Origin of the sequence: Halobacteriovorax sp. HLS, from assembly GCF_004006665.1 — a bacterium.
In the GTDB taxonomy this organism is placed as follows: domain Bacteria; phylum Bdellovibrionota; class Bacteriovoracia; order Bacteriovoracales; family Bacteriovoracaceae; genus Halobacteriovorax.
In genome coordinates this window covers 426,363-446,160 of sequence record NZ_QOCL01000014.1, presented here as the reverse complement: position 1 = coordinate 446,160, position 19,798 = coordinate 426,363, and the positions used below count along the sequence as shown (strand labels likewise).

Genomic DNA, 19,798 nt, shown 5'->3' with positions numbered 1-19,798 from the left:
AGTCTATAAACTCTTTTTGGGTAAAAAATGAAAGTATTATTAGGCGTTTGCGGCTCGATTGCTGCTTACAAAACATTCGATCTCGTTCGCTTATTTGTGAATCAAGGCCATGAAGTAAAAGTGGTTTTATCTCGTGGTGCCATCGAGTTTGTAAGACCACAAGTTTTTAAATACCTTGGGGCCGCTGAAGTTTACGAATCTACTGATGATTTTAAATATCCTACAAATGAACACCAAATAGGTTCTGTACTCCACATTGAGTTAGCGAAGTGGGCAGATAAATTTGTCGTAGCACCACTATCAGCAAATACACTTTCTAAATTTTCTCATGCTCGCGCTGATGATTTATTAAGTTCTATTTTCTTGGCCATAGATCAAAGCAAACCAATTCTTTTATTCCCAGCAATGAACACAAATATGCTCAACCATCCTTTTGTAAGAGAAAATATTTCTATGCTAGAGAAAGTAAATTCTCTTGCACAGGTACATGTATTTTCTACGCAAAATGGTCAATTAGCGTGTGGTGATTTGGGAGAAGGTAAATTGGCCGCGATTGATGTTATTAAAGATCTAGTTGAGTCTTTTAATTCTTCTTTTAAAGAAAAGAAGGTTGTCATCACTACAGGAGCTACGATCTCTCCTATTGATCCAGTAAGATTCCTAACTAATGCTAGTACTGGTAAAACTGGTTATGAGCTTGCGAAAAACTTACTAAATCAAGGCTTTACTGTCGAAGTAATTGCAGGAAAGAATGCTATAAGTACTTTAAATAACCTCGTAGACCATCCGAACTTCTCACTTAAGCGTATTATCACCACTAGAGATATGTACAATACTGTCCATGAAAGTATCCAAGGTGCAAGCGCATATATTTCGGCTGCAGCAATTTCTGACATTGAATTTTTAGAGACTTCCTCTAAGCTTAAAAAAAGCTCCATGAAAGATTCCTTGCCAATATTAAAAGCAGTTGATGTTTTAAAATCTGTCCTTGAAAAAAATGACAAAAACCTCAAAGTCATTGGCTTTGCTGCAGAAACAGATTTAAGCGAAGAAGTATTACTAGAAAAGTGGAATCGAAAAAAAGTCGATCTTCTTATTGGTACTCACGTCCACTCTGGACTGACGAAAGAAAATGAAGAGCAACTCGGGTTTGGAACAGATAGCGCACAATACTCATTAATGAAAAATGCCAAAATCACTTTCTGCGGCAGACTTACGAAAGTAGAGCTCGCTGCTAAAATCTCCGAGGAGATTGCGAATGAATAACATTTTTACATGTGTGAATGAATTTCTTAAGTTTAGACGCTCAATTACAAATAAAAGTGTTGGACTGATTCCTACTATGGGAAACCTACATGAAGGGCACCTAAGTTTAATCTCTGCTTCATTAGAAGAGAATGATCTTACTGTTGTCACTATTTTTGTAAACCCAAAACAATTTGGACCAAATGAAGATTTTGACAAATACCCAAGAACCCTAGAAGCTGATGCTGAAAAAATACGAAGTCTTGATCCAAACATAATTATCTTGGCCCCGAAATCTAATGATGAAATATATCCTCAAGATTACTCTACTAATATCAGCGTATCTGGACTAACAAATAAACTATGCGCTTTAGATAGACCTACTCATTTCGATGGAGTGACAACTGTAGTTTATAGGCTATTTGCACTTGTTAAGGCCCAAAAAGCATACTTTGGGCAAAAAGACTACCAGCAGGTTCTTATTATAAAGAGAATGGTAGAAGACCTCATGCTAGACGTAGAGATTATCATGCTTCCAATTCATCGCGAAGCCAACGGTCTTGCGAGATCTAGTCGAAATCAGTACCTTTGTGAAAAAGACAGAGAAAATGCGCTTATTCTTTCTAAAACTATCTTTTCAATACAAGCTTTATTGGAAGAGTTCACTTATAATGAAGCCGTAATAGAAATAAATACAATACTCGAATCTACCTTAAAAGATTCTAATTGGAACTATCTAGAAATACTAGATGCAACTAACCTCGATGAAGTAAGTATTACAACTACTGAAGTTGTAATTGCCGGAGCATACAAGCTTGGAACAACTAGGCTCATCGATAATACTTTGGTAAAAATTAACTATGCTTGATACAGAATTTCACATCTCAAAAGATGCAAGAGCATCAATGGTCTCTCTCGTTTGTCCAAAATTTGAAGAACATAAAACAGAAAAAGATACTAACCGCTCACTAAATGAACTAAGAGAACTTCTACGAACTTTAGAAATAGAAACTGGTGATCAGTATGTTCAAAATAGAAAGACGGTAGAACCTGCGACAATATTAGGGTCTGGAAAGATAAAGGAAATCGCTGATGCAGCTAAACAAGAAGGTTCAACTCTTCTCGTTTTTGATTGTGAACTAACTGCTTCACAAATAAGAAATATCAAAGCAATAACAGATATGTCTGTTGTAGACAGATGCCATGTTATTCTAGAAATTTTCTCCCAGCATGCCAGAACCAAAGAGGCCAAAATTCAGATAGAAATTTCGCGCTTACAATATCTTCTTCCAAGACTTTCAGGTTTTTGGACTCACCTTTCGAGACAAAAGGGTGGAATTGGAGTCAGAGGTGGAGAGGGAGAACAGCAAATCGAGCTAGATCGTCGTATTGTTAGAGAACGTATTGAGTTCTATAAAAAAGAGCTTCAAGATGTTAGAAAGTCTAGAGAACAACAAAAAAAGAAAAGACAAAACCAAGCCGTAACAGCTGCCCTCGTAGGATATACCAACGCAGGAAAGTCATCTGTAATGAATAGGCTATGTCGTGTCGATGTACTCGAGGAAAATAAATTATTCGCAACTCTAGACTCAACTTACAGAATGCTAAACCCTGATACGAAACCGCCTATGATCTTAATTGACACCGTAGGTTTTATATCTAACCTTCCAAATACTCTTATTGATGGTTTTAAAACTACTTTAGAGTCAGCCATTGAGGCAGATCTTCTCATTATCGTATGTGATATATCGGACCCTCACTATAAGAAACACTTAGAAGTAACCCAAACCGTTTTAAAGGAGTTAGGAGTTACTAATAAAGATCAAATTATTGTTTATAACAAAAAGGATCTTCATCCAGACCCAATGGGACAAAAAATAATTCAGCGATCAACTCCTAATAGCTATCTTGTTTCTACTCACGATAAAGAGGATATGGTTAACCTTAAGGCCCAAATTATTAACTACTTCTTAGATCAACAAGAACACTATGATCTTTATATTCCATATAGTAGTGGAGATGCTCACTCGAAGGTCGTTTCGAAGACCAATATTATAGCCACGCATAACCACGAAAAAGGGATTTTTTATAGGGTTAGAGTCCCCGACTTTATTTTTGAACCGCTTGATCTAAATCGCTTTATCCTTGCTCCAGATGATCCTCTTCAAGAAGAGTTTATCATTGAGTAGTTCTTTGAGAAAAGATCAGTACCTATTACAAATGGTATTATTTGATAGAAGCTTTAATTTTATTTAACCAAGACTCAAGCTTCTCATCAAAATTATCAACATTTACTATATCACATGCGTGATTCTTGGAAGGCTCTACAAAAAGGTCATGCATAGGCTTAACTTGTTTTTTAAATTGATTTGTTACGCCCTCCTCAGTTCTTCCCCTTTCAACAACATCTCTATTGAGCCTTCTTGAGAACCTTAGCTCTTCAGGACAATCAATAAAGACTTTATGATCAAGGTGTTCAACAACTTTAGGCTGAGAAAAAATGAGAATTCCGTCAACAAATACAATTTTCTTAGGAGTTAAGTAAACAGTGTCTGAACTTCTTGTATGTGTCGCAAAGTCATATATTGGAACAGAAATATCCTTTCCCTTCTTTAATAATTGGAGGTGCTCTGCCATGAGATCAAAATCAAGAGACTCAGGATGATCAAAGTTAACAGATCCTCCGTCATGATCAAATCGATTTGACTGATCAATATAATAGCTATCCTGACCAAGGACACTACAGTGCTCAAGACCAAGCTTTTCTTTCAAGCGGGAAGCAAAGGTCGTTTTACCTGACCCACTTCCACCAGCAACTCCAATTATTATAATACTCATAACATCCTACTTTGTATTGTAAAGCCTGTCTCCGGCATCACCTAATCCAGGAAGTAGGTAACCTTTTTCATTTAAACCATTTTCTTTGCTAACAGTATAAATATCCACATCAGGGTGAAAATGGTGAACTCTCTCTAAACCTTCTGGGCTTACTAAGAGAGTTAGCATTTTAATTTTTCCTACTTTATACTCTTTAAGTCTATCAAGGGCAGCAATGGCCGTATCAGCTGTTGCTAACATTGGATCGAGAAGAAGAACATCTCTGCCTTCACTTTTCTCAGGTAGTTTAAAATAGTACTCAACAGTATTATTAATAAATTTATCTCTATAGATTCCTACAAATCCAACTGCAGAGAATGGTAGCGTATCTAAAACTCCATCTAGCAGACCATTTCCAGCTCTTAGGACAGAAACAACCATTGGATAATCTTCTACAAACTCAGTAGAAGTTTTCATAACCGGAGTCTCCACTTCCATCATTTTAACAGGAAGCTCTTTAGTTGCTTCATATGCTAAAAATCGGCCAACCTCATTCATAATATCCCTAAAGGCCCTAGAGTTAGTATTCTTATCTCTTAAAAGAGATAGCTTGTGCCGTAATACTGGGTGAGTTAACTCACAAAAATTCTTTGTCATATATTCTCCGTAATTTAAAAAACTGTTCCATCACTATCTAATTTAAGCGGTGGTGATGAGTCCGCTCTATTTTTCTTAGCAAGCCTTCTGCCGGCCCACCAAGTTCCTCCCTCTAGTACTTTTGCTAGAGGAAATTCATCTTCAGTAAAATTTAGCTTCTTTCTAATTATGTCCGCCATTTGATCAAGTAGAGTTACCGTTAAAGCTCTCCACTCAATAATAATTTCACTATCTGGCTTATGTGCCTTCTCACTCATTGACGGATCTCTTAAGGAGATAAGTCCAGAGTCAATAAGAAGTCCACCATTACGATATTCAGCTAGACCTGTCATTTTATTCACCGAGTGAACAGTACAACCAGCTTCAACGAAAGGCTCGATGAGTGAATAAGTTAGCCATTGAGACAATTTATGAAAGGCAACAAGTGACTCTAAATTATTTTTTTCTCCAAGTGCAGGATGATTCCAAACATCTCCGAGACTAACACCATCTACAGATATTCGAGAAGGCCAAATATCTCCAAAGTGGTGAAGAACAGTTTCTAAAAGATCCGTTGCCGCAAACTCTTTACCGAATTTTTCCAGCATATAGTCTAGGATATTTCCAGGTCTTCCATCTTTAAAAATCTCTTTCTTAGACGCAACACATTTCCCAAGACTTACCTGCAGACCTGCTCTACCTTCAACTCCAACTAAAGGATTATTTGGTCCGACTTGAAAGGCCTTTTCTATATCTTTAGCAGTCAAATTGATTAACTTTGAACTATCTACTCTTAAAGAGCCATCATTTGATAACTCTCCATTCATAAACATATGCCAGCTCGCAACGCCAAGACCTTCTGATCTTGAAAAGCTTGTTCCCTCTTCATCAAATGACCATGTTGGACCAGCTCCAGCATCAAGAAGCACTGAACTAATCACAAGATCAAGTTTTGTTCTTGCAACTTCTAGAGGGTCTAAACCTTTTAAACGATCATCTAACTTAGAATTTCGATCAATATTTCCAACTTGAAAGTGTCCCCATCTTGAATGAAAAGGAATTTCCAAAGTAGGATAATTATCTTTGATAACTTCTAGTACATATTCACAAACTTCAGGAAGCTTATCTTCATGAACTTCAAAGTTTGTTTTTCCAGCAAGACTTAAATCAAAAATCTTCCTAGTTCTCTCTCTTACGGCCTTAGCACTTAAGAGGTAATTAATTTCTTCTCTCACAAATTACTCCTCTAGTTTTCTTCCAACGACTTCTTTTAGTGCCGCGCCGTCTTTAATATCTCCCTGAGTAAAGTAACCAGCTGCTTTTTTAGCTTCCATTTCCACTTGAGCATCTGCAGGAATCAATTCGTCTGGAATTGATAATCTATTAACGACTTCAATGCCACTTTTAACGATTGCATCGTATTTCATATTACTCATTGAATGTAGGTTATGAATTTTTTTAATTCCAAACCACTGAAGAATATCAGGCATAAATTCTTGGAAACGTGCATCCTCAACACCTGCAACACACTCAGTTCTTTTGAAATATGTTTCAGCAGAGTCCCCACCTTCTTGTCTCTTTCTAGCATTATAAACTAAGAATTTTGTCACTTCACCGAGTGCTCTTCCTTCTTTTCTATAGTAAGCAATAAATCCAACACCACCCTCTTGAGCCGTTTTAGTTGCTTGTTCAATTCCATAAGTTAGATATGGACGACAAGTACAGATATCTGAACCAAATACATCTGATCCATTACACTCATCATGCACTCTACAAGTAAGCTCTACAGAAGGGTCTGAAAGTTTGTTAATATCCCCAAATACATAAGCAGTTGTTGAACCAATTGGTGGCAATAGCACTTTTAAGTCCGGTCTTGTTACAAGTTCAGGAAACATTCCACCTGTTTCATTAAAAAGGATTTTTCTTAATTCACCTTCTTTAATTCCAAGTCTCTTCGCAATACCTGGAAGATACCAAACAGGTTCAAAGGCAACTTTAGTGACTTTAACTGAACCATCGTCAGCAACAATATCACCATCAACTTTCAATCGACCATTCTTAATAGCTTCAAAAATTTCAGGTATATGTAACCTTGCCTGAGTAACAGCAATTGTAGGTTTGATATTATAACCTTCTTTCAAATAATCAGTGTACATCTCTTGGACACAAGCACCCCAAGGATCAATTGCAACCATCTTGTCAGGATCAAACCATGAGTCCTGAGGCTTAATGGTAACAGGCGAATGTGTATTAAAAAGCTCCGGTCTATGATCTTTTGGAAAATCTCCATTCGCAATAGATAGCGCTCTATAAACTGTATACGAACCACTGTGACTACCGATAGCATTACGATTTTCTTTTTCAGAAATTGTCGCAACAACTGGACCTCTTTCTTTTGCTGTTTTCGCTCCCCAGTTAATAGGCAGTGATTCTTTAAAGATTTGATTGCTGTGTGAAGTCAGTACTACGTGACTTGTTCTTTCAAATTTATCGTTATTCATATTTTCTCCTAAAATTATATTAACTCATCCAATTGTGGTCATTCTGCATCTGCCACTTTGTCGTAACTTTTTTTACATTAGACCAAAAATTTAAACTATGTTCGCCAGTGATATCACCGTATCCAAATTTAGAATCATTGATTCCTCCAAAGCTAAATGGCTCTCTTGGAACTGGTACACCAATATTAATACCAACCATTCCGGCCTTTGCTTGTGAAGCGACCATTTCAGCCAGACCACCATTACTAGTGAAAACACTTGCCGCATTTCCATACTCATTTGCATTTTCGATTTCAATTGCTTTAGAGATATTTTCACAACGGATGATACTTATGATTGGACCGAAGAGTTCAACTTTAGAAGCTTCTGAGTCAACTGTAACACCGTCAAGTATCGTTGGACCTAGCCAGTACCCCCCCTCATAATTCGAAGGCTTTTGAGCATCTCTACCATCTAGTAAAACTTTAGCTCCAGCTTGCTTAGCTCTTTCAATTGCAGAGTTTAAAAAGTCGTGTTGCTCTTTAGTGATAATAGCGCCCATCTTATCTCCAAGAGAAGTGCTCTTAGCTCTTTCTACAATACTTTCGATTTGTTTTTCTACATCACCTACTGCAAGAAGTACTGATGCGGCCATACACCTTTGACCAGCACATCCTGTAAATGAGTCAGCAATACCTGTCCCCGCCATAGTTGGATCAGCATCAGGCAATAAAATAATATGATTCTTTGCACCACCTAGACAAAGAGCACGTTTTCCAAGAGCAGTTGTTCTTGCGTAAACAATTTTTGCAATTTTTGAAGAGCCAACAAATCCAACAGCACTAACATCTTTATGGTCAATAATTCCATTAACACAATCAACAGTACCATTTAAAATAGTCAAAACTCCTGCAGGAAGACCGGCTTCGATCAGAGCTTCTCCAATAAGGGTAGCAGTTAATGGTGTTTTCTCAGAAGGCTTCCAAACGTATGAATTACCTAAAGTAAGAGCAATAGGAATTGTCCACATAGGAACCATTGCTGGAAAATTAAATGGGGTGATAGAAGCAACAACTCCAAGTGGTTCACGTCTATACTCGCATTGAACTCCTCTTGAGACTTCCATCTTAGAGCCTGAGTCCAAATTTTGCAGACTAATCGCATACTCTAAAACTTCAATTCCTTTAAAAATACCGGCCTTAGCTTCAGCAAGCAGCTTACCATTTTCTAGCGCTACTATATTTGAAATCTTGTCGATATCTCTTAGTAGAATCTCTCTAAATTTAAACATGATCTGAGTTCTTTCTTTAAGAGGAGTTTTTCCCCAAGCAGAACTCGCAGACTTCGCTTTTAAAATTGCCTGATCAACCTGATCTGAGCTTGCACAATATGTTGTACCAACAACTTTTCCACTATATGGAGAATGCACTTCAATGGCCTCTGCCGATCCTTTAACCCATTCACCACCAATTAAGTTCAAGGCCTCAATTTGAGATGAAGGAAATACTATTTGATTCATAATTACTCCGTAATTCATTAAACAAAAACAATCGTCCATTATAGGACAAATTAACGTCTCTTGAATACGAGATGCATCAAATAGAAGGTTTTATGGGGTTTTTAAAACAACCCACTGCGAAAATAGATTGTTAAGAAGACAATAATGACTATAGCGACCAATGAGCCAATAATTACAACAAGTTCTTTATCCATATAAGTATTATGGTTCAAATAGCCTCTTAGGAAAAGAGATTTTTTAGAAACTCCTTGGCAAGAATTGGTTTTTCCAGAGTAATTCTAGCTCTCTTCTTCCACTGCTCAGGTAATTCAACTTCACTCTCATGTGTAATCGCAACTGAAATATTTGGAACTTGACTCAATTCACCAAATAACTCTTCTTCATACGAAGAAATTGTTGCCCAGTCCACCACAATGACATCAGGCTTAATATCTTGAAAAAAATAGAGGCTATTTCTTCCCTCATCACTGCTATAGCACTGAAATTCAGGGCTTTGCTTACACAGCTCGGCCAACAGATCTCTCAAAAAGACTTCCTGTTCAATATAATAGAGCTTTTTCATTTCTTAGCAATCCTCGTCGTGATAATATTATTTTAGGTTTTTAACAAACCGTTAATTAGAGGGAAAGCAAAAAATGTCAAAAAGTAGAATCAAAGTTATTGAGGCCCAATCTGGTGAAGTATTATTTGAATGTGATTTCAGTGAACATGAAAGAGCATTTGATTATGCACATAAAATGGAAGATATGGGTATAGAAGTGAAAATCCACGCTCCTTCTTTGACAGAAACTTTAGCGACAAGTCTTGGGGCCGATGAAGAAGAGCTCTTTAACCTTAGATCTGAGCAAGATGATGAAATAGCAAGTCACATACAAAGAGATGAGTATGGCTGTGTTGTATGTATGCCAGAAGACCCAAACCTCCCGAAGCAATAAGAGCTATTGTAAACTAGTAGTAGAATCTTTCTTAGAGCCTATATCTATTTTCGGAATATAAAAAGAATCAGCTTCACTAGCAACTGGGAAAGACAGAACAACTAATGTCCCCTCTTCATTATTATCAAAAGATAAACTTCCATCATATAATTCTACAAATCTATATGTATTAGAAATACCGAAACCACTTCCCTCTTCTCCGAGAGTACCTTTAGTCGTCGCCATATAACCAAGTTTATGTAATTGATCTATTTTCTTTTTACTTATACCTTCTCCAGAATCCTGAACTTCAACAATAATTGAGCTTTCATACTTATATGTTTTTATCGTTATCTTTCCGTTAACAGGTGTAAATTTAACAGCATTTGAAAGGATATTACCTAAGATTGAAAGAACAAAAACTGAAGGGTCGGCTAGAAATGTGACTCCATTTTGTAGACTATTTTTTACAACGACTTTAATATTTTTCTTAGTCAATGAAGGCTCTATTACTTCCACACATTTCTTGAGACTATCTTCAATATCAATTAATACTTTATTACTATAATTTTTCTTAGCGTTCATCTGTCTTTGGATTTTCGTACTCTTAATTAGACCGACAATTGTTTCTATATGCTTTGAAACTTTAGTTAGATACTTCGTCATTTTCTCATCTTCACAACTTCTTAAAGCTTGATCTATAAAGAGGTCCACTGTTTGAACAGGAGTGGCAATATCATGAGAGAGCGTATTGAAAAGAAACTCATTCTCTTTAGAAAGTAGAACTGCTTCTTTATGTTTTTGAGAAATTTCTAACTTCTCATGAACAAGTTCTCTCGTCTTTTGTTCAACCACTTTTTCAAGATTTTCTTTCTCTGTCTCTTTTCTGGCATCCAAAATAATAAGAGGCATAAGAATTGAAACAAATTGATAGAGAATGAGTGCTGTCGACCATCCAATTACATCAAAAACAATATTCTGCTGTCCGAATATAGGAGAGAAATTATTGTACAACCCAATACATAGTGGAATGATACATAATTTTTCGTAAACACTCACCGCCTTAACTTCACACTTCACACAGTATAAAACTTCTGCCAGATAAATATTAAGTCCTAGAGCTATTGGAATAGCGTAAAAATACGGATGATCAAAATAAAAATATAAGTAAACTGAGCTCGCAAAAAGTAAAGATGAGATCATTAGAATAACTTTTTCTCGACCTAGCTTATAGCCAGGGCCACACCAAAAACTTCGTAACGACTTTGTTGTAAAAATTGAAATGGTAGTAACAAATGGAATTAGCTTTAGGTTCTCTAGCTGGGACCCTATCAAGAAAACAGGAATCACACTTGACCAGAAATAGAGAGTGTATCTCTCGAGATCATTTTTAAACTTATTCTTTACATTAATCGTTAGAAACAAAAGGAAGTTTCCTAATACGATTGAGCAAGAAATAAGCACGATGGCGTGAATGTATAATTCCATAAATCCTTTTATCTCTAGCGACCCACCAAGTCAAATATAACAATGGCTTGCAGGATTTTTTTCAAGAAATATTGAAGTAAATATATGAAGAAATCTGCGTATCTGCCATTAAATTTATTGTAATAATTCTTACCTTTCTAACTCAAAGTATTGATATTATATAAGTCTTACTATTATTTTAAGATTCCATGCATAATAACCTTTATTTACAAAACGGAGGTTATTTACATGTGGAAATTTGTTATTCTTTCGGATCTCGTAAGCTCTTACGCGTTTAGTCCTAAGCAAAGGGAGCTACTTTCAGATATTCTCGCCTTGCGGTTTGAAGGCTATCGAAAGTACTATGGAGAAAAATCAATTCCTCAAGACTGTTTTGACTTCATTGGAACACATTTAGTTATTGCAACTGAAGAAGAAGGTAAACTCATTCCTCAAATCTGCTTACGCTCAATTACAAACAAACAAACAGAAAATTACTTAAAAGATTTCCCATTTATTGAGCATATGTTTGTTAACAAGAAAGATGAATTATCTAATTCGTGTCAAGAGTTTATCAATAGTAATGAAACAATTTGCTATACTAATAACTATACAATTAACCCTAACCTCTCAGCTGATGAGAAGCTTCTGTTGTCTGAGATGATGATGGCATTTTACTATCTTCATCACCAAGATGAAAATATTAATACATTTATTACTGCCGCATCGGATAAGTTTAAGGTTTATAATATTAGATTAAAACAAGGCTATAACTATATTAATAATGACTGTGAACTTTCTACATTTGCAGCTCCACATATCATGAACGAAAAATTTCGAGCAATGGCAATGACTTCTTTCTCACTTGAATCCAGAAATGCAGGAAAGAGATATAAGAAGTTCTATGATGAAATCATTGATTTTAGAACAATTGAAAATGAAGACATTAAGAAAACTGCCTAAAAAGTGAGATGAATATGACTGCTTTAAGAAATTATGCACTAAACACACTCGATATTCACAGGAATATAGATGGTGTATTTATGCCAAAGTCAGAAATAGAAGTTCAACAAATTATAGAAAAAGCGAACCGGGAAGGTCTGAAACTATGGCCTATTTCTTCAGGTAAGAACTGGGGCTATGGTTCTGCGAGTCCTGTTAGTCACAATAATGTCATTGTTGATCTCATACATTTAAATGAAATTATTAAATTCGATCAAGCAGATGGAATCATAACCTTGGGTCCAGGAGTGACTCAAGGTCAACTCTATGACTTTCTAAAAAATACAGATTATATAACACCTTCTACAGGAGCTGGGCCTGATGTAAGTGTTTTATCAAACTTACTCGAAAGAGGGTACGGACTTGCACCAATACAAGATCATTTCAGCGCTCTAATAAGTTTAAAAGCATATTTAGGAGATGGAAGGGTATTCAATTCATCATTGGATGAAATTGTAGGAGAAGGACTAGCAAAGAAATTTAGATGGGGAATAGGCCCATACTTAAATGGTATTTTCAGTCAGTCCAACTTTGCAATTGTAACTCAAGTCACTATTCAACTTGCAAAAAGAGCAAAGCATATTGAGCTTTTAAAATTTACATTTTCTAGTGATCAACTAAGTAATGTTATTAATTCGATAAAAAGTAATTTACAAGATTACCCTTCTCTTTTATCGGGAGTAAACTTAATGAATAAGGAGAGAATGCTCTCCATGGGAGTAGAAAAAGCTGAAGACTGGACAGGGATACTATCTATCAATTCAGATAAAAATATTGTCAAAGCAGTAAAGAAGTCCATTAAGAAATCTCTAAAAAAACACGCAAAGATTTCATGCATAAACAAAAGACAAATTGAGCTTCTCAAATATCTACCTTTGCCAAAGTCTATCAAGAAAGACTTAGATTCGGCAGAGGAGCTCTTTTACATCCTAAACGGAAGACCTACAAAGATGGCCCTAAATTTATGTTACTTAAAAAATCCACAAGCAAAGAAAACCTTTAATCCTGATGAAGACAATTGTGGACTAATTTGGTACTCGCCTCTAGTTGAAATGAATTCAAAATCTGTGAATGAATATACACAATTCATTAGAGATATATGTGAGAAATATAATATTGAGCCTTTAATTACTCTAACATCTCTTGGACATGCAATATTTGACTCTACTGTCCCTATTCTCTTTTCCAAAACGGACACAAGAGATGAGACACTCAATGCTCACAATTGCTATAATGATTTACTTAAAACGGGGAGAAAAAAGGGATTTTACCCTTACCGAATGGGTGTCGCTCATATGGAAAGCTTGACTCAAGCAGCTCCAAATTTCTTCAACATTGCTGCGAGTATAAAAGATATTCTAGATCCAAATTCTGTTATTGCTCCAGGTAGATACTCTAAGAAATGATTAAATCTTAAGGGAGATCCTCTCAAGCTGAGAGGTCTCGACCTCTCCTAATACGAAGATATGAGTAATATAAGGAAACCAAAGAACTGGTCTTTCCTCTTTAATTGCATCTTTCCAATAATTTATTGTAGTAAGTGGTATCGTCTTCTGTTCTTGATAATTCTCTACTGTAGTAAAACTGAAGTCGCTAGCAAGAAGTTCAAAACTTCGATTAGAACTAACAGTTTTAGTGTAGCTTACGACTTTGTTAACACCTACAACATGAGAAATAGGAATTTTAAATACCTCTAGCTCCAAACTTCTATTTAGTCCTCCTAAAGATTTAATTTCTTTAGCGACAAGACAAGGGTCAATGGCAGAGAATTGAACGACATCATTCCATAGACAGTTCAATAGAGGTATAACCTGCTTTGTTAAACACTCTCTTCCAACATATTTTGAAAAATTTTTCTTATATAATTCACTCTGCTTATCCATGCGATTAAGAGGAATCAGCTTAGGGCCTTCAAATGGTCTAGGAACAATATGATATATGTAATTTTCTTGCATAATTAAAAAAGAAAAAGGCCTTCTTTCGAAGGCCATTTATTTTCTCAAGTGGTCACGACAGTATATTCGTTAAACCAATTGATAGAATTATATAACTTAAGGATTAACTATATCCTCAGCTCCTGGTACATCTGTCAGTACTACTGCAGGAGCTTCTGTTTCTGTAGCAGTTGCCTGTGCTTCAAAGCTTTGAATTGCTTCTTCAATTCCAACATTTGTAATCTTTGTAACATCTTCTCCACCACAAGAGTATCCACTTACTCCGTCTTCACAGAAGTTAACAGTCATACATCTGTAGCTAGAACCATCTTCTTTTGTTCTTGTTACAGTCGCGTAATCTTTAGCACCTCTTACTAGTATTCCTTCAACTTCACCAGAAGTTGCATTAAATACAGCTGATCCAGAATTACCACCAAAAGTATCTAAGTCAGCAGAAAAATGAGATTCAGTATCATTTGACTGAACTGTAGAGTCTCCAGCAATCTTTAAAGGTAGTCCGGAAGGAGAACCAATCACAACAACACCTTCTCCAACTTTAATCTCACCTTCTTTTCTATACTTTAAAGGTTCTCTATCTGTAACAGCTCTATCTAGTTCGATAAGTGCATAATCCATCTGAGTTGAACCATTTAAATCTTGTTTAATTATTGTTTTACAAGAATAGATTTTTGATGCTTCCATCTCAAGGTCTTCAACTTCACCTTTTTTATAATCAAACGCCCACTTTGAACCATCACAATCATCTTGTGACGTCATACAGTGTCCAGCAGTTACAAGATATTTATCACCAACAAGAAACCCTGAACAATTTCCAATAGCTAGCTGCTTACCAAATTTTTCACCTTCACACAGTGGAGTTCCCCAAGATAGTCTTGGCATAAAATCCGCTAAAGTTGTATTTGCTAAAGCATATTTTTGTCCGTCTTCAGATAATGTTAAATTCTTATTAGGAATTTGAGTAGCAGTTGATTTTGCTAAATTCTTTCTGAAATTATTTCTACTATCAACAACATCAATTCTATTATCTTCACCGTATGCAACTTTCTCAGTAGCGGCCGCATTAAGTGAAGCACCTGCAACAACTAGTAGTATTAACTTTTTCATTTCTTTCCCCTTTTCTCTTTTGATGAATGGACAATACTCAGGTGGTGCAAATTGGTCATTTAAGAAAATCAAATGTATGAATTAATTTCACGCAATGTAAGATACTGTAAGAAACTGTCAATAAAAAGAGATCGCTACCATGTTAAATTAAACACTTAGCTCTCATATTCTTACTCTTCAAAAAATATCAGATGTTAGAAAGAGATGACAGATTAACTCGAACAATCAAATACTTACAAGATAAGGCACAATTTGAGGGCATTCTTGAATAAACTCAAGAGAAAAAATGGCCACAATTTGTGGAAGATAAGTTGAATTTATCACTCTATCTCATGAAAAAGACACAGATCTTGCTTTCTTGCTCGAAACGTCACCCACCGGCTCGCCTAAATATCATAGAATAGTAAATCCCTTAAACGATAAAAACCTAGGTTCTACCAATGGGCATGAAGAAGAAAAAGAAAAAGGCCGATGACGGGCAAATTTGGAGTTCTTACTCTGATATGTTCACAACTATGGCCATTATCTTTCTAACAATGTTTGTATTTGCGATGGTTAAAGTCGGTGTCTCGACTATGGAGAGAATCGCTCAAAAGAAAACATTTGAAAAGGAACTAGAAGGTTCGATATCTAAAGAAAACCAAGAAAAGAGTCAAAAGAAAGTAGAAATTATTAAGAAGTCTATTGATGAAGTAGGACAGTATAAGAATATTATTGATCAAAAAGTAAAAGACCTTAATAAGTTTGTCGTAAAAATGGAGTCTAATAAAGAGGTAATGCAAGAACTCTTAAAAGAACAAAATAGGAAAGAAGCACTTCTTGCTAAAGTTAATCAATCTATAAATGAACAGAAAAAGAAACTTGCTTTAGAGGCATCAAAAAATGATGCCCTCAAGAAGGAAAAAGAGATAACCACTAAAGAACTAGAAAGAAAAATTTCGCAAGTAACTAGTCTAAGTAAGAAAATTGAAGAGCAAACAATAGCAAAAGAGAAGATTAAAAAGGCCTTTGAAGAAGAGAAGAAAGTCGCTAAAGATCTAATAGAACAAAAAGATAAAGAAAATCGAGAAGTACTTGAAGGTCAAAAGCAGAAGTATGAAAATGCCCTATCAAATATAAAACAAGAAAAATTAAAAGAAAGCGAATCCTATGAATCTAAGATAAAACAACTAGAATCTAGTAATCAAGCAATGATTGCGAAGATTAATCAGGAAATTAACCAGCAAAAACTAACTCTGCAAGAGACAATCAACAAGCTCGAATCAGAATTAAAGGGTCAACAAGTAAAGAATGTAGAACTTAGTCAACAATACACACAAAAAATTAAAGAGCTTGAAGAGAATAAAATTCAAAAGAGCTCTCTTGCAAAAACTATAGAAAAGGCACAAAGAGAAAACAAGGAACTAAAAGAAAAGGCCATTTTAGACCAAAATAAAATTTCTTCTAGTCAGCAAAAAATCAACCATGATTTAAAAGAGATCGAGCAACTTAAGACACAACTTAAAGAAGCTGAAAATCAAATTAACATATCACAAAATATGAACTCCGAATTACAGAGCAAGGAGATTGAACTATCTAAAAAGGTAGAAAGCCTAGACAATCAACTAAAGACACTAGGTTCATCGAAAGAAGAATTGGCGAGCAAACTTAAAGAAACTACACAAAAGCTAAACCAATCCCAAAATGTAACAGCGTCACTTAAAAAGGCATTACAGTCTAAAGATGGATCGCTAAATAGCGCAACCCTAGAAAATGAAAAACTAAATCAAGCATTGAGCAGTGCTAATCAACAGAATGAAAAACTTCAAAAATCTAATGGAGGTTTAAAATCTAAGTTAGATACCCTCCAAGGACAACTTAGCAACTTAGATGGTGATAATAAAGCAATGGCCGAAAAACTTGCAAGTGCTAACGCTAAAATTGGTCAGCTTAAAGGACAGGCCGGTGGACTTAAAGATAAGATTGGTCAACTTGAAGGCCAACTCAAAGGCATGGATGGAAAAAATAAAGGTCTAAGTGAAAAGCTTGCAAGTGCTAATGGTAAAATTGGTGAGCTTAAAGGACAGGCCGGAGGACTTAAAGATAAGATTGGTCAACTTGAAGGCCAACTCAAAGGCATGGATGGAAAGAATAAAGGCCTAAGTGAAAAGCTCGCAAGTGCTAATGGTAAAATTGGTGAGCTTAAAGGACAGGCCGGTGGACTTAAAGATAAGATTGGTCAACTTGAAGGCCAACTCAAAGGCATGGATGGAAAGAACAAAGGCCTAAGTGAAAAGCTTGCAAGTGCTAATGGTCAGATTGGTAAGTTATTAGGAGATAATGAAGGTTTAAAAGGAATCAATGAAGGTCTATCCAAAGAGAATACTGGGCTTAGAGACCTGGCCAGTAACTTGGAAAATAATTTAAAGAGCGCACAAGGTAATAATGATGCCCTGAAGAAAGAAAATGGCGCTCTATCTGGCAAACTTAACCAAGTAAGTTCAAATTTCAATATTTGTCAAAATGAAAACAAAGAATTTGGTCAGGCCGTTCTAGGTCTTAAAAGAGAAAACAAAGAATGTTCAACAACAAAAGATAAACTCATTGCGAAGAATAATGGTCTAAAAAATCATATCAAAAACATTGCCAACAAGATTCACAGTGAAAAACAAAATCTTAGAAGTAATATTGCTTCAAATCTTGCCAACAAATTTAAAACCGCTGACATTCAGGCCAAAGTTGATCCTAAAACAGGTACAGTGACTTTATTAATGGACAAGAATCTATTATTTGAGACCAATAGTGCAAAACTTTCTAAGTTTGCTAAAGAGAAACTTGCTAAAATTATTCCTCTCTATTCAGAAGTGTTATTTAGTGACTCTGCAATAAAAGAAAAGATTTCGAGTTTTAATATTGAAGGTCATGCTTCACCAAGTTTTGGTCAGACTTACGTTTCGCCAGAAACAAGTGCGCCAGGACCGTATAACTACAATTTGAATTTATCAGCGAGAAGGGCCACATCTATTAGTAACTTTATTTTCGGACAAAGAGTTAAATATGATCACAAGAATTATATGAGATCTATTACAAGATCTATAGGACATGGATATATGCGACCAATAAAGAAGCCTGAACAGGGTCGCTTCTTGGCATCTATATCTGATGACGGAAAGAATGATCAAAATTGTGGCGAGTACTCTTGTGAGTTGTCACAAAGAGTGGAGCTAACATTTACACTAAAAGATGATCCTAAAGCTTTAGAAAAAATAATTCAATTCCAAGAAGGTGAACTATGATCACAACACTATTAAACTTCTTCAGTAACTACCTCATTGAATCAATGACTTTAATGGCAGTTGTTGCTCTCTCTCTTAGATGGATGGCATTTCACCATAGCAAAAGAGATGAAGCTTACTTTTCTCACTTTACAAGAGAGCTTGGAGCTACCATTAATGAGGACAAGAGTAAAAAAGTAGAATGCGATGATACTGAAGATTACCTATCCGATATTCTAGGAAGAGTTAACCAAAGGTTACCAGAAAGAAATCTTAGAAAGCCTCTTGAAAACAGACTTAAGAAAGGGCAATCAGAAACTGTAGGTCTTAGAGAATACATTGGTAGTAAACATGGATTGATCGCTAATATTCAAAATGAATCAAATATTTTTATGTCTAGAGCACAGCCTGACTTCTCTTCTCTTACTGAAAGAGTTATGAATGATGATGAAAACTGGTCTAAGCTCTTCACAAAGATTCCAATTGACGGTGTTACTAGAATTCTAGACATCATGCCTACTCTATTTATTGTACTTGGGGTATTTGGGACATTCATAGGTATTGCCAACGCACTACCAGAGATTGCTAAAATTGACTTTAATAACCTAGAAGCGTCTGGTGAATCATTATCCCAGTTCGTAATCAACGTTACTTTTGCTATGAAGACATCAATTGCAGGTATTTTCTATTCTATTATCCTTACTCTCTTGAATACATTATTTCCTATCGAAAGTAGTCGAGAGGGCACATTTGAGAAAGTAGAAACTGTTTTACAATTACTTTGGTATCACCTTCAAAAAGATCAGACTAGTGCAAGTATGGAAAAAGAAATTCCAAAACTTAGAGAAACTATGGAGCTAATACTCGCCGAACTAAGAAAGAAGCCTGAGTCCTTAAAAAAGGTTGGTTAAAAATGAGTGTCTTAGAAATAGTAAAAGGGAGTTCATTATTTTACGAACTCTACGATGAAGAAATTTTAAAGATTGTTGAGAATTGCCAAGTTTTAAATCTTACAAAAGGTGATTATATCTTCAAAGAAAAAGAAGAAGGAGATGAAATTTTTCTGATACTACAAGGAAGTGCCGAAGTTATAAAAAATGACATAACGATTGGAAAACTTCGAAAAGGTGACTTATTTGGAGAAATGGTTCTTCTAAAAGAAAGAACTAGAAATGCAGATACAGTTGCTTCTACATTTTGTGACGTCTTAGTTCTAAAGTATGACGATATCTTTAGCCTCTACAATAGCGATAACAAAATATTTTCAATCCTTATGCTTAATCTAGCAAGAATGCTTGCAACAAGGCTTAAAAAAACAGGACAAAGCATAGCTCAATTAAAACAAGAGAAGGAAAAAGATAAAGCTGCATAAAAAAAGCCCGCTATTTCTAGCGGGCCGTTTTCT

The 19,798-nt window shown here is 35.5% G+C and carries 18 protein-coding genes; 9 read left to right on the top strand and 9 right to left on the bottom strand.

All coding sequences use genetic code 11. The features are described 5' to 3' along the window. Nucleotides 1–27 precede the first annotated feature (27 nt). From coaBC to hflX, 3 genes are read left to right on the top strand one after another with little or no spacing between them, the layout of a single operon-like run. Nucleotides 28–1,266: a bifunctional phosphopantothenoylcysteine decarboxylase/phosphopantothenate--cysteine ligase CoaBC gene (gene coaBC / locus DPQ89_RS16150; protein WP_127718066.1), complete on the top strand. Its 1,239-nt coding sequence runs from the start codon at nucleotides 28–30 to the stop codon at nucleotides 1,264–1,266. Then, nucleotides 1,259–2,113 carry a pantoate--beta-alanine ligase gene (panC, locus tag DPQ89_RS16145; protein WP_127718065.1) on the top strand — a complete coding sequence of 285 codons (855 nt, stop codon included), beginning with the start codon at nucleotides 1,259–1,261 and terminating at the stop codon, nucleotides 2,111–2,113. Before coaBC ends, panC begins: the two co-directional genes overlap by 8 nt. Then, the gene (gene hflX, locus DPQ89_RS16140; RefSeq protein ID WP_127718064.1) at nucleotides 2,106–3,434 is read left to right on the top strand and encodes a GTPase HflX; all 1,329 of its coding nucleotides are present in this window, start codon (nucleotides 2,106–2,108) and stop codon (nucleotides 3,432–3,434) included. The genes panC and hflX overlap by 8 nt, the downstream gene beginning before the upstream one ends. Nucleotides 3,435–3,471: 37 nt before the next feature. Here the strand turns inward: hflX and udk are convergent, their stop codons facing one another. The 6 genes from udk to DPQ89_RS16110 form a co-directional block, all read right to left on the bottom strand. Continuing rightward, nucleotides 3,472–4,083 carry a uridine kinase gene (gene udk / locus DPQ89_RS16135; protein WP_127718063.1) on the bottom strand — a complete coding sequence of 204 codons (612 nt, stop codon included), beginning with the start codon at nucleotides 4,081–4,083 and terminating at the stop codon, nucleotides 3,472–3,474. 6 nt (nucleotides 4,084–4,089) lie between these two features. Continuing rightward, on the bottom strand, nucleotides 4,090–4,719 hold the full coding sequence (upp, locus tag DPQ89_RS16130; RefSeq protein WP_127718062.1) for a uracil phosphoribosyltransferase: 630 nt from the start codon (nucleotides 4,717–4,719) through the stop codon (nucleotides 4,090–4,092). 14 nt (nucleotides 4,720–4,733) lie between these two features. After that, on the bottom strand, nucleotides 4,734–5,933 hold the full coding sequence (locus tag DPQ89_RS16125) for a URC4/urg3 family protein (RefSeq protein ID WP_127718061.1): 1,200 nt from the start codon (nucleotides 5,931–5,933) through the stop codon (nucleotides 4,734–4,736). A gap of 3 nt (nucleotides 5,934–5,936) precedes the next feature. After that, on the bottom strand, nucleotides 5,937–7,199 hold the full coding sequence (locus DPQ89_RS16120; protein WP_127718060.1) for a GTP cyclohydrolase II: 1,263 nt from the start codon (nucleotides 7,197–7,199) through the stop codon (nucleotides 5,937–5,939). Between the two features lie 19 nt (nucleotides 7,200–7,218). Continuing rightward, nucleotides 7,219–8,697, bottom strand: coding sequence for an aldehyde dehydrogenase family protein (locus DPQ89_RS16115; RefSeq protein ID WP_127718059.1), 1,479 nt, complete (start codon nucleotides 8,695–8,697; stop codon nucleotides 7,219–7,221). A gap of 220 nt (nucleotides 8,698–8,917) precedes the next feature. Continuing rightward, a complete protein-coding gene (locus DPQ89_RS16110; RefSeq protein WP_127718058.1) occupies nucleotides 8,918–9,259 on the bottom strand; it encodes a hypothetical protein in 342 nt (113 codons plus the stop codon). Between the two features lie 73 nt (nucleotides 9,260–9,332). Here DPQ89_RS16110 and DPQ89_RS16105 point away from each other — a divergent pair, with 73 nt between their 5' ends. After that, nucleotides 9,333–9,632 (top strand): hypothetical protein, encoded by a 300-nt coding sequence (locus DPQ89_RS16105; RefSeq protein ID WP_127718057.1) that lies wholly within the window; start codon nucleotides 9,333–9,335, stop codon nucleotides 9,630–9,632. A gap of 3 nt (nucleotides 9,633–9,635) precedes the next feature. On the opposite strand, the gene DPQ89_RS16100 is transcribed toward DPQ89_RS16105, so the two are convergent. Further along, on the bottom strand, nucleotides 9,636–11,099 hold the full coding sequence (locus DPQ89_RS16100) for a HAMP domain-containing sensor histidine kinase (RefSeq protein ID WP_127718056.1): 1,464 nt from the start codon (nucleotides 11,097–11,099) through the stop codon (nucleotides 9,636–9,638). A gap of 228 nt (nucleotides 11,100–11,327) precedes the next feature. On the opposite strand from DPQ89_RS16100, the gene DPQ89_RS16095 reads away from it, so the two are divergent. Next, nucleotides 11,328–12,041 (top strand): hypothetical protein, encoded by a 714-nt coding sequence (locus tag DPQ89_RS16095; RefSeq protein ID WP_127718055.1) that lies wholly within the window; start codon nucleotides 11,328–11,330, stop codon nucleotides 12,039–12,041. 14 nt (nucleotides 12,042–12,055) lie between these two features. Further along, complete coding sequence (locus tag DPQ89_RS16090; protein ID WP_164848483.1) at nucleotides 12,056–13,486, top strand: FAD-dependent oxidoreductase; 1,431 nt, start codon at nucleotides 12,056–12,058, stop codon at nucleotides 13,484–13,486. On the opposite strand, the gene DPQ89_RS16085 is transcribed toward DPQ89_RS16090, so the two are convergent. Together DPQ89_RS16085 and DPQ89_RS16080 are read right to left on the bottom strand one after the other, a co-directional pair. Next, entirely contained in the window at nucleotides 13,487–14,071 is a 585-nt protein-coding gene (locus DPQ89_RS16085; protein WP_127718053.1) for a hypothetical protein, read from the bottom strand. It lies immediately after the preceding gene. Nucleotides 14,072–14,131: 60 nt separating this feature from the next. After that, nucleotides 14,132–15,139: a serine protease gene (locus DPQ89_RS16080; protein ID WP_127718052.1), complete on the bottom strand. Its 1,008-nt coding sequence runs from the start codon at nucleotides 15,137–15,139 to the stop codon at nucleotides 14,132–14,134. Between the two features lie 446 nt (nucleotides 15,140–15,585). Between DPQ89_RS16080 and DPQ89_RS16075 the strand changes: the two genes are divergently transcribed. Genes DPQ89_RS16075 through DPQ89_RS16065 form a run of 3 tightly spaced genes read left to right on the top strand, consistent with a single transcriptional unit; the run spans nucleotide 15,586 to nucleotide 19,765 of the window. Further along, nucleotides 15,586–18,414: an OmpA family protein gene (locus tag DPQ89_RS16075; protein ID WP_164848481.1), complete on the top strand. Its 2,829-nt coding sequence runs from the start codon at nucleotides 15,586–15,588 to the stop codon at nucleotides 18,412–18,414. Then, nucleotides 18,411–19,304, top strand: coding sequence for a hypothetical protein (locus tag DPQ89_RS16070; protein WP_127718050.1), 894 nt, complete (start codon nucleotides 18,411–18,413; stop codon nucleotides 19,302–19,304). The genes DPQ89_RS16075 and DPQ89_RS16070 overlap by 4 nt, the downstream gene beginning before the upstream one ends. 2 nt (nucleotides 19,305–19,306) lie before the next feature. Further along, nucleotides 19,307–19,765 (top strand): Crp/Fnr family transcriptional regulator, encoded by a 459-nt coding sequence (locus DPQ89_RS16065; protein ID WP_127718049.1) that lies wholly within the window; start codon nucleotides 19,307–19,309, stop codon nucleotides 19,763–19,765. The last annotated feature ends 33 nt before the right edge of the window (nucleotides 19,766–19,798 follow it).

What these genes read in the sequence shown, in the direction of transcription:
- DPQ89_RS16085 (WP_127718053.1), bottom strand. Translation starts at nt 14,071, where the DNA reads ATGGCCTTCGAAAGAAGGCCTTTTTCTTTTTTAATTATGCAAGAAAAT.
- DPQ89_RS16110 (WP_127718058.1), bottom strand. Translation starts at nt 9,259, where the DNA reads ATGAAAAAGCTCTATTATATTGAACAGGAAGTCTTTTTGAGAGATCTG.
- coaBC (WP_127718066.1), top strand. Translation starts at nt 28, where the DNA reads ATGAAAGTATTATTAGGCGTTTGCGGCTCGATTGCTGCTTACAAAACA.
- DPQ89_RS16095 (WP_127718055.1), top strand. Translation starts at nt 11,328, where the DNA reads ATGTGGAAATTTGTTATTCTTTCGGATCTCGTAAGCTCTTACGCGTTT.
- DPQ89_RS16105 (WP_127718057.1), top strand. Translation starts at nt 9,333, where the DNA reads ATGTCAAAAAGTAGAATCAAAGTTATTGAGGCCCAATCTGGTGAAGTA.
- DPQ89_RS16070 (WP_127718050.1), top strand. Translation starts at nt 18,411, where the DNA reads ATGATCACAACACTATTAAACTTCTTCAGTAACTACCTCATTGAATCA.
- DPQ89_RS16075 (WP_164848481.1), top strand. Translation starts at nt 15,586, where the DNA reads ATGAAGAAGAAAAAGAAAAAGGCCGATGACGGGCAAATTTGGAGTTCT.
- upp (WP_127718062.1), bottom strand. Translation starts at nt 4,719, where the DNA reads ATGACAAAGAATTTTTGTGAGTTAACTCACCCAGTATTACGGCACAAG.
- DPQ89_RS16090 (WP_164848483.1), top strand. Translation starts at nt 12,056, where the DNA reads ATGACTGCTTTAAGAAATTATGCACTAAACACACTCGATATTCACAGG.
- hflX (WP_127718064.1), top strand. Translation starts at nt 2,106, where the DNA reads ATGCTTGATACAGAATTTCACATCTCAAAAGATGCAAGAGCATCAATG.
- DPQ89_RS16080 (WP_127718052.1), bottom strand. Translation starts at nt 15,139, where the DNA reads ATGAAAAAGTTAATACTACTAGTTGTTGCAGGTGCTTCACTTAATGCG.
- DPQ89_RS16065 (WP_127718049.1), top strand. Translation starts at nt 19,307, where the DNA reads ATGAGTGTCTTAGAAATAGTAAAAGGGAGTTCATTATTTTACGAACTC.
- DPQ89_RS16100 (WP_127718056.1), bottom strand. Translation starts at nt 11,099, where the DNA reads ATGGAATTATACATTCACGCCATCGTGCTTATTTCTTGCTCAATCGTA.
- panC (WP_127718065.1), top strand. Translation starts at nt 1,259, where the DNA reads ATGAATAACATTTTTACATGTGTGAATGAATTTCTTAAGTTTAGACGC.
- DPQ89_RS16115 (WP_127718059.1), bottom strand. Translation starts at nt 8,697, where the DNA reads ATGAATCAAATAGTATTTCCTTCATCTCAAATTGAGGCCTTGAACTTA.
- DPQ89_RS16120 (WP_127718060.1), bottom strand. Translation starts at nt 7,199, where the DNA reads ATGAATAACGATAAATTTGAAAGAACAAGTCACGTAGTACTGACTTCA.
- udk (WP_127718063.1), bottom strand. Translation starts at nt 4,083, where the DNA reads ATGAGTATTATAATAATTGGAGTTGCTGGTGGAAGTGGGTCAGGTAAA.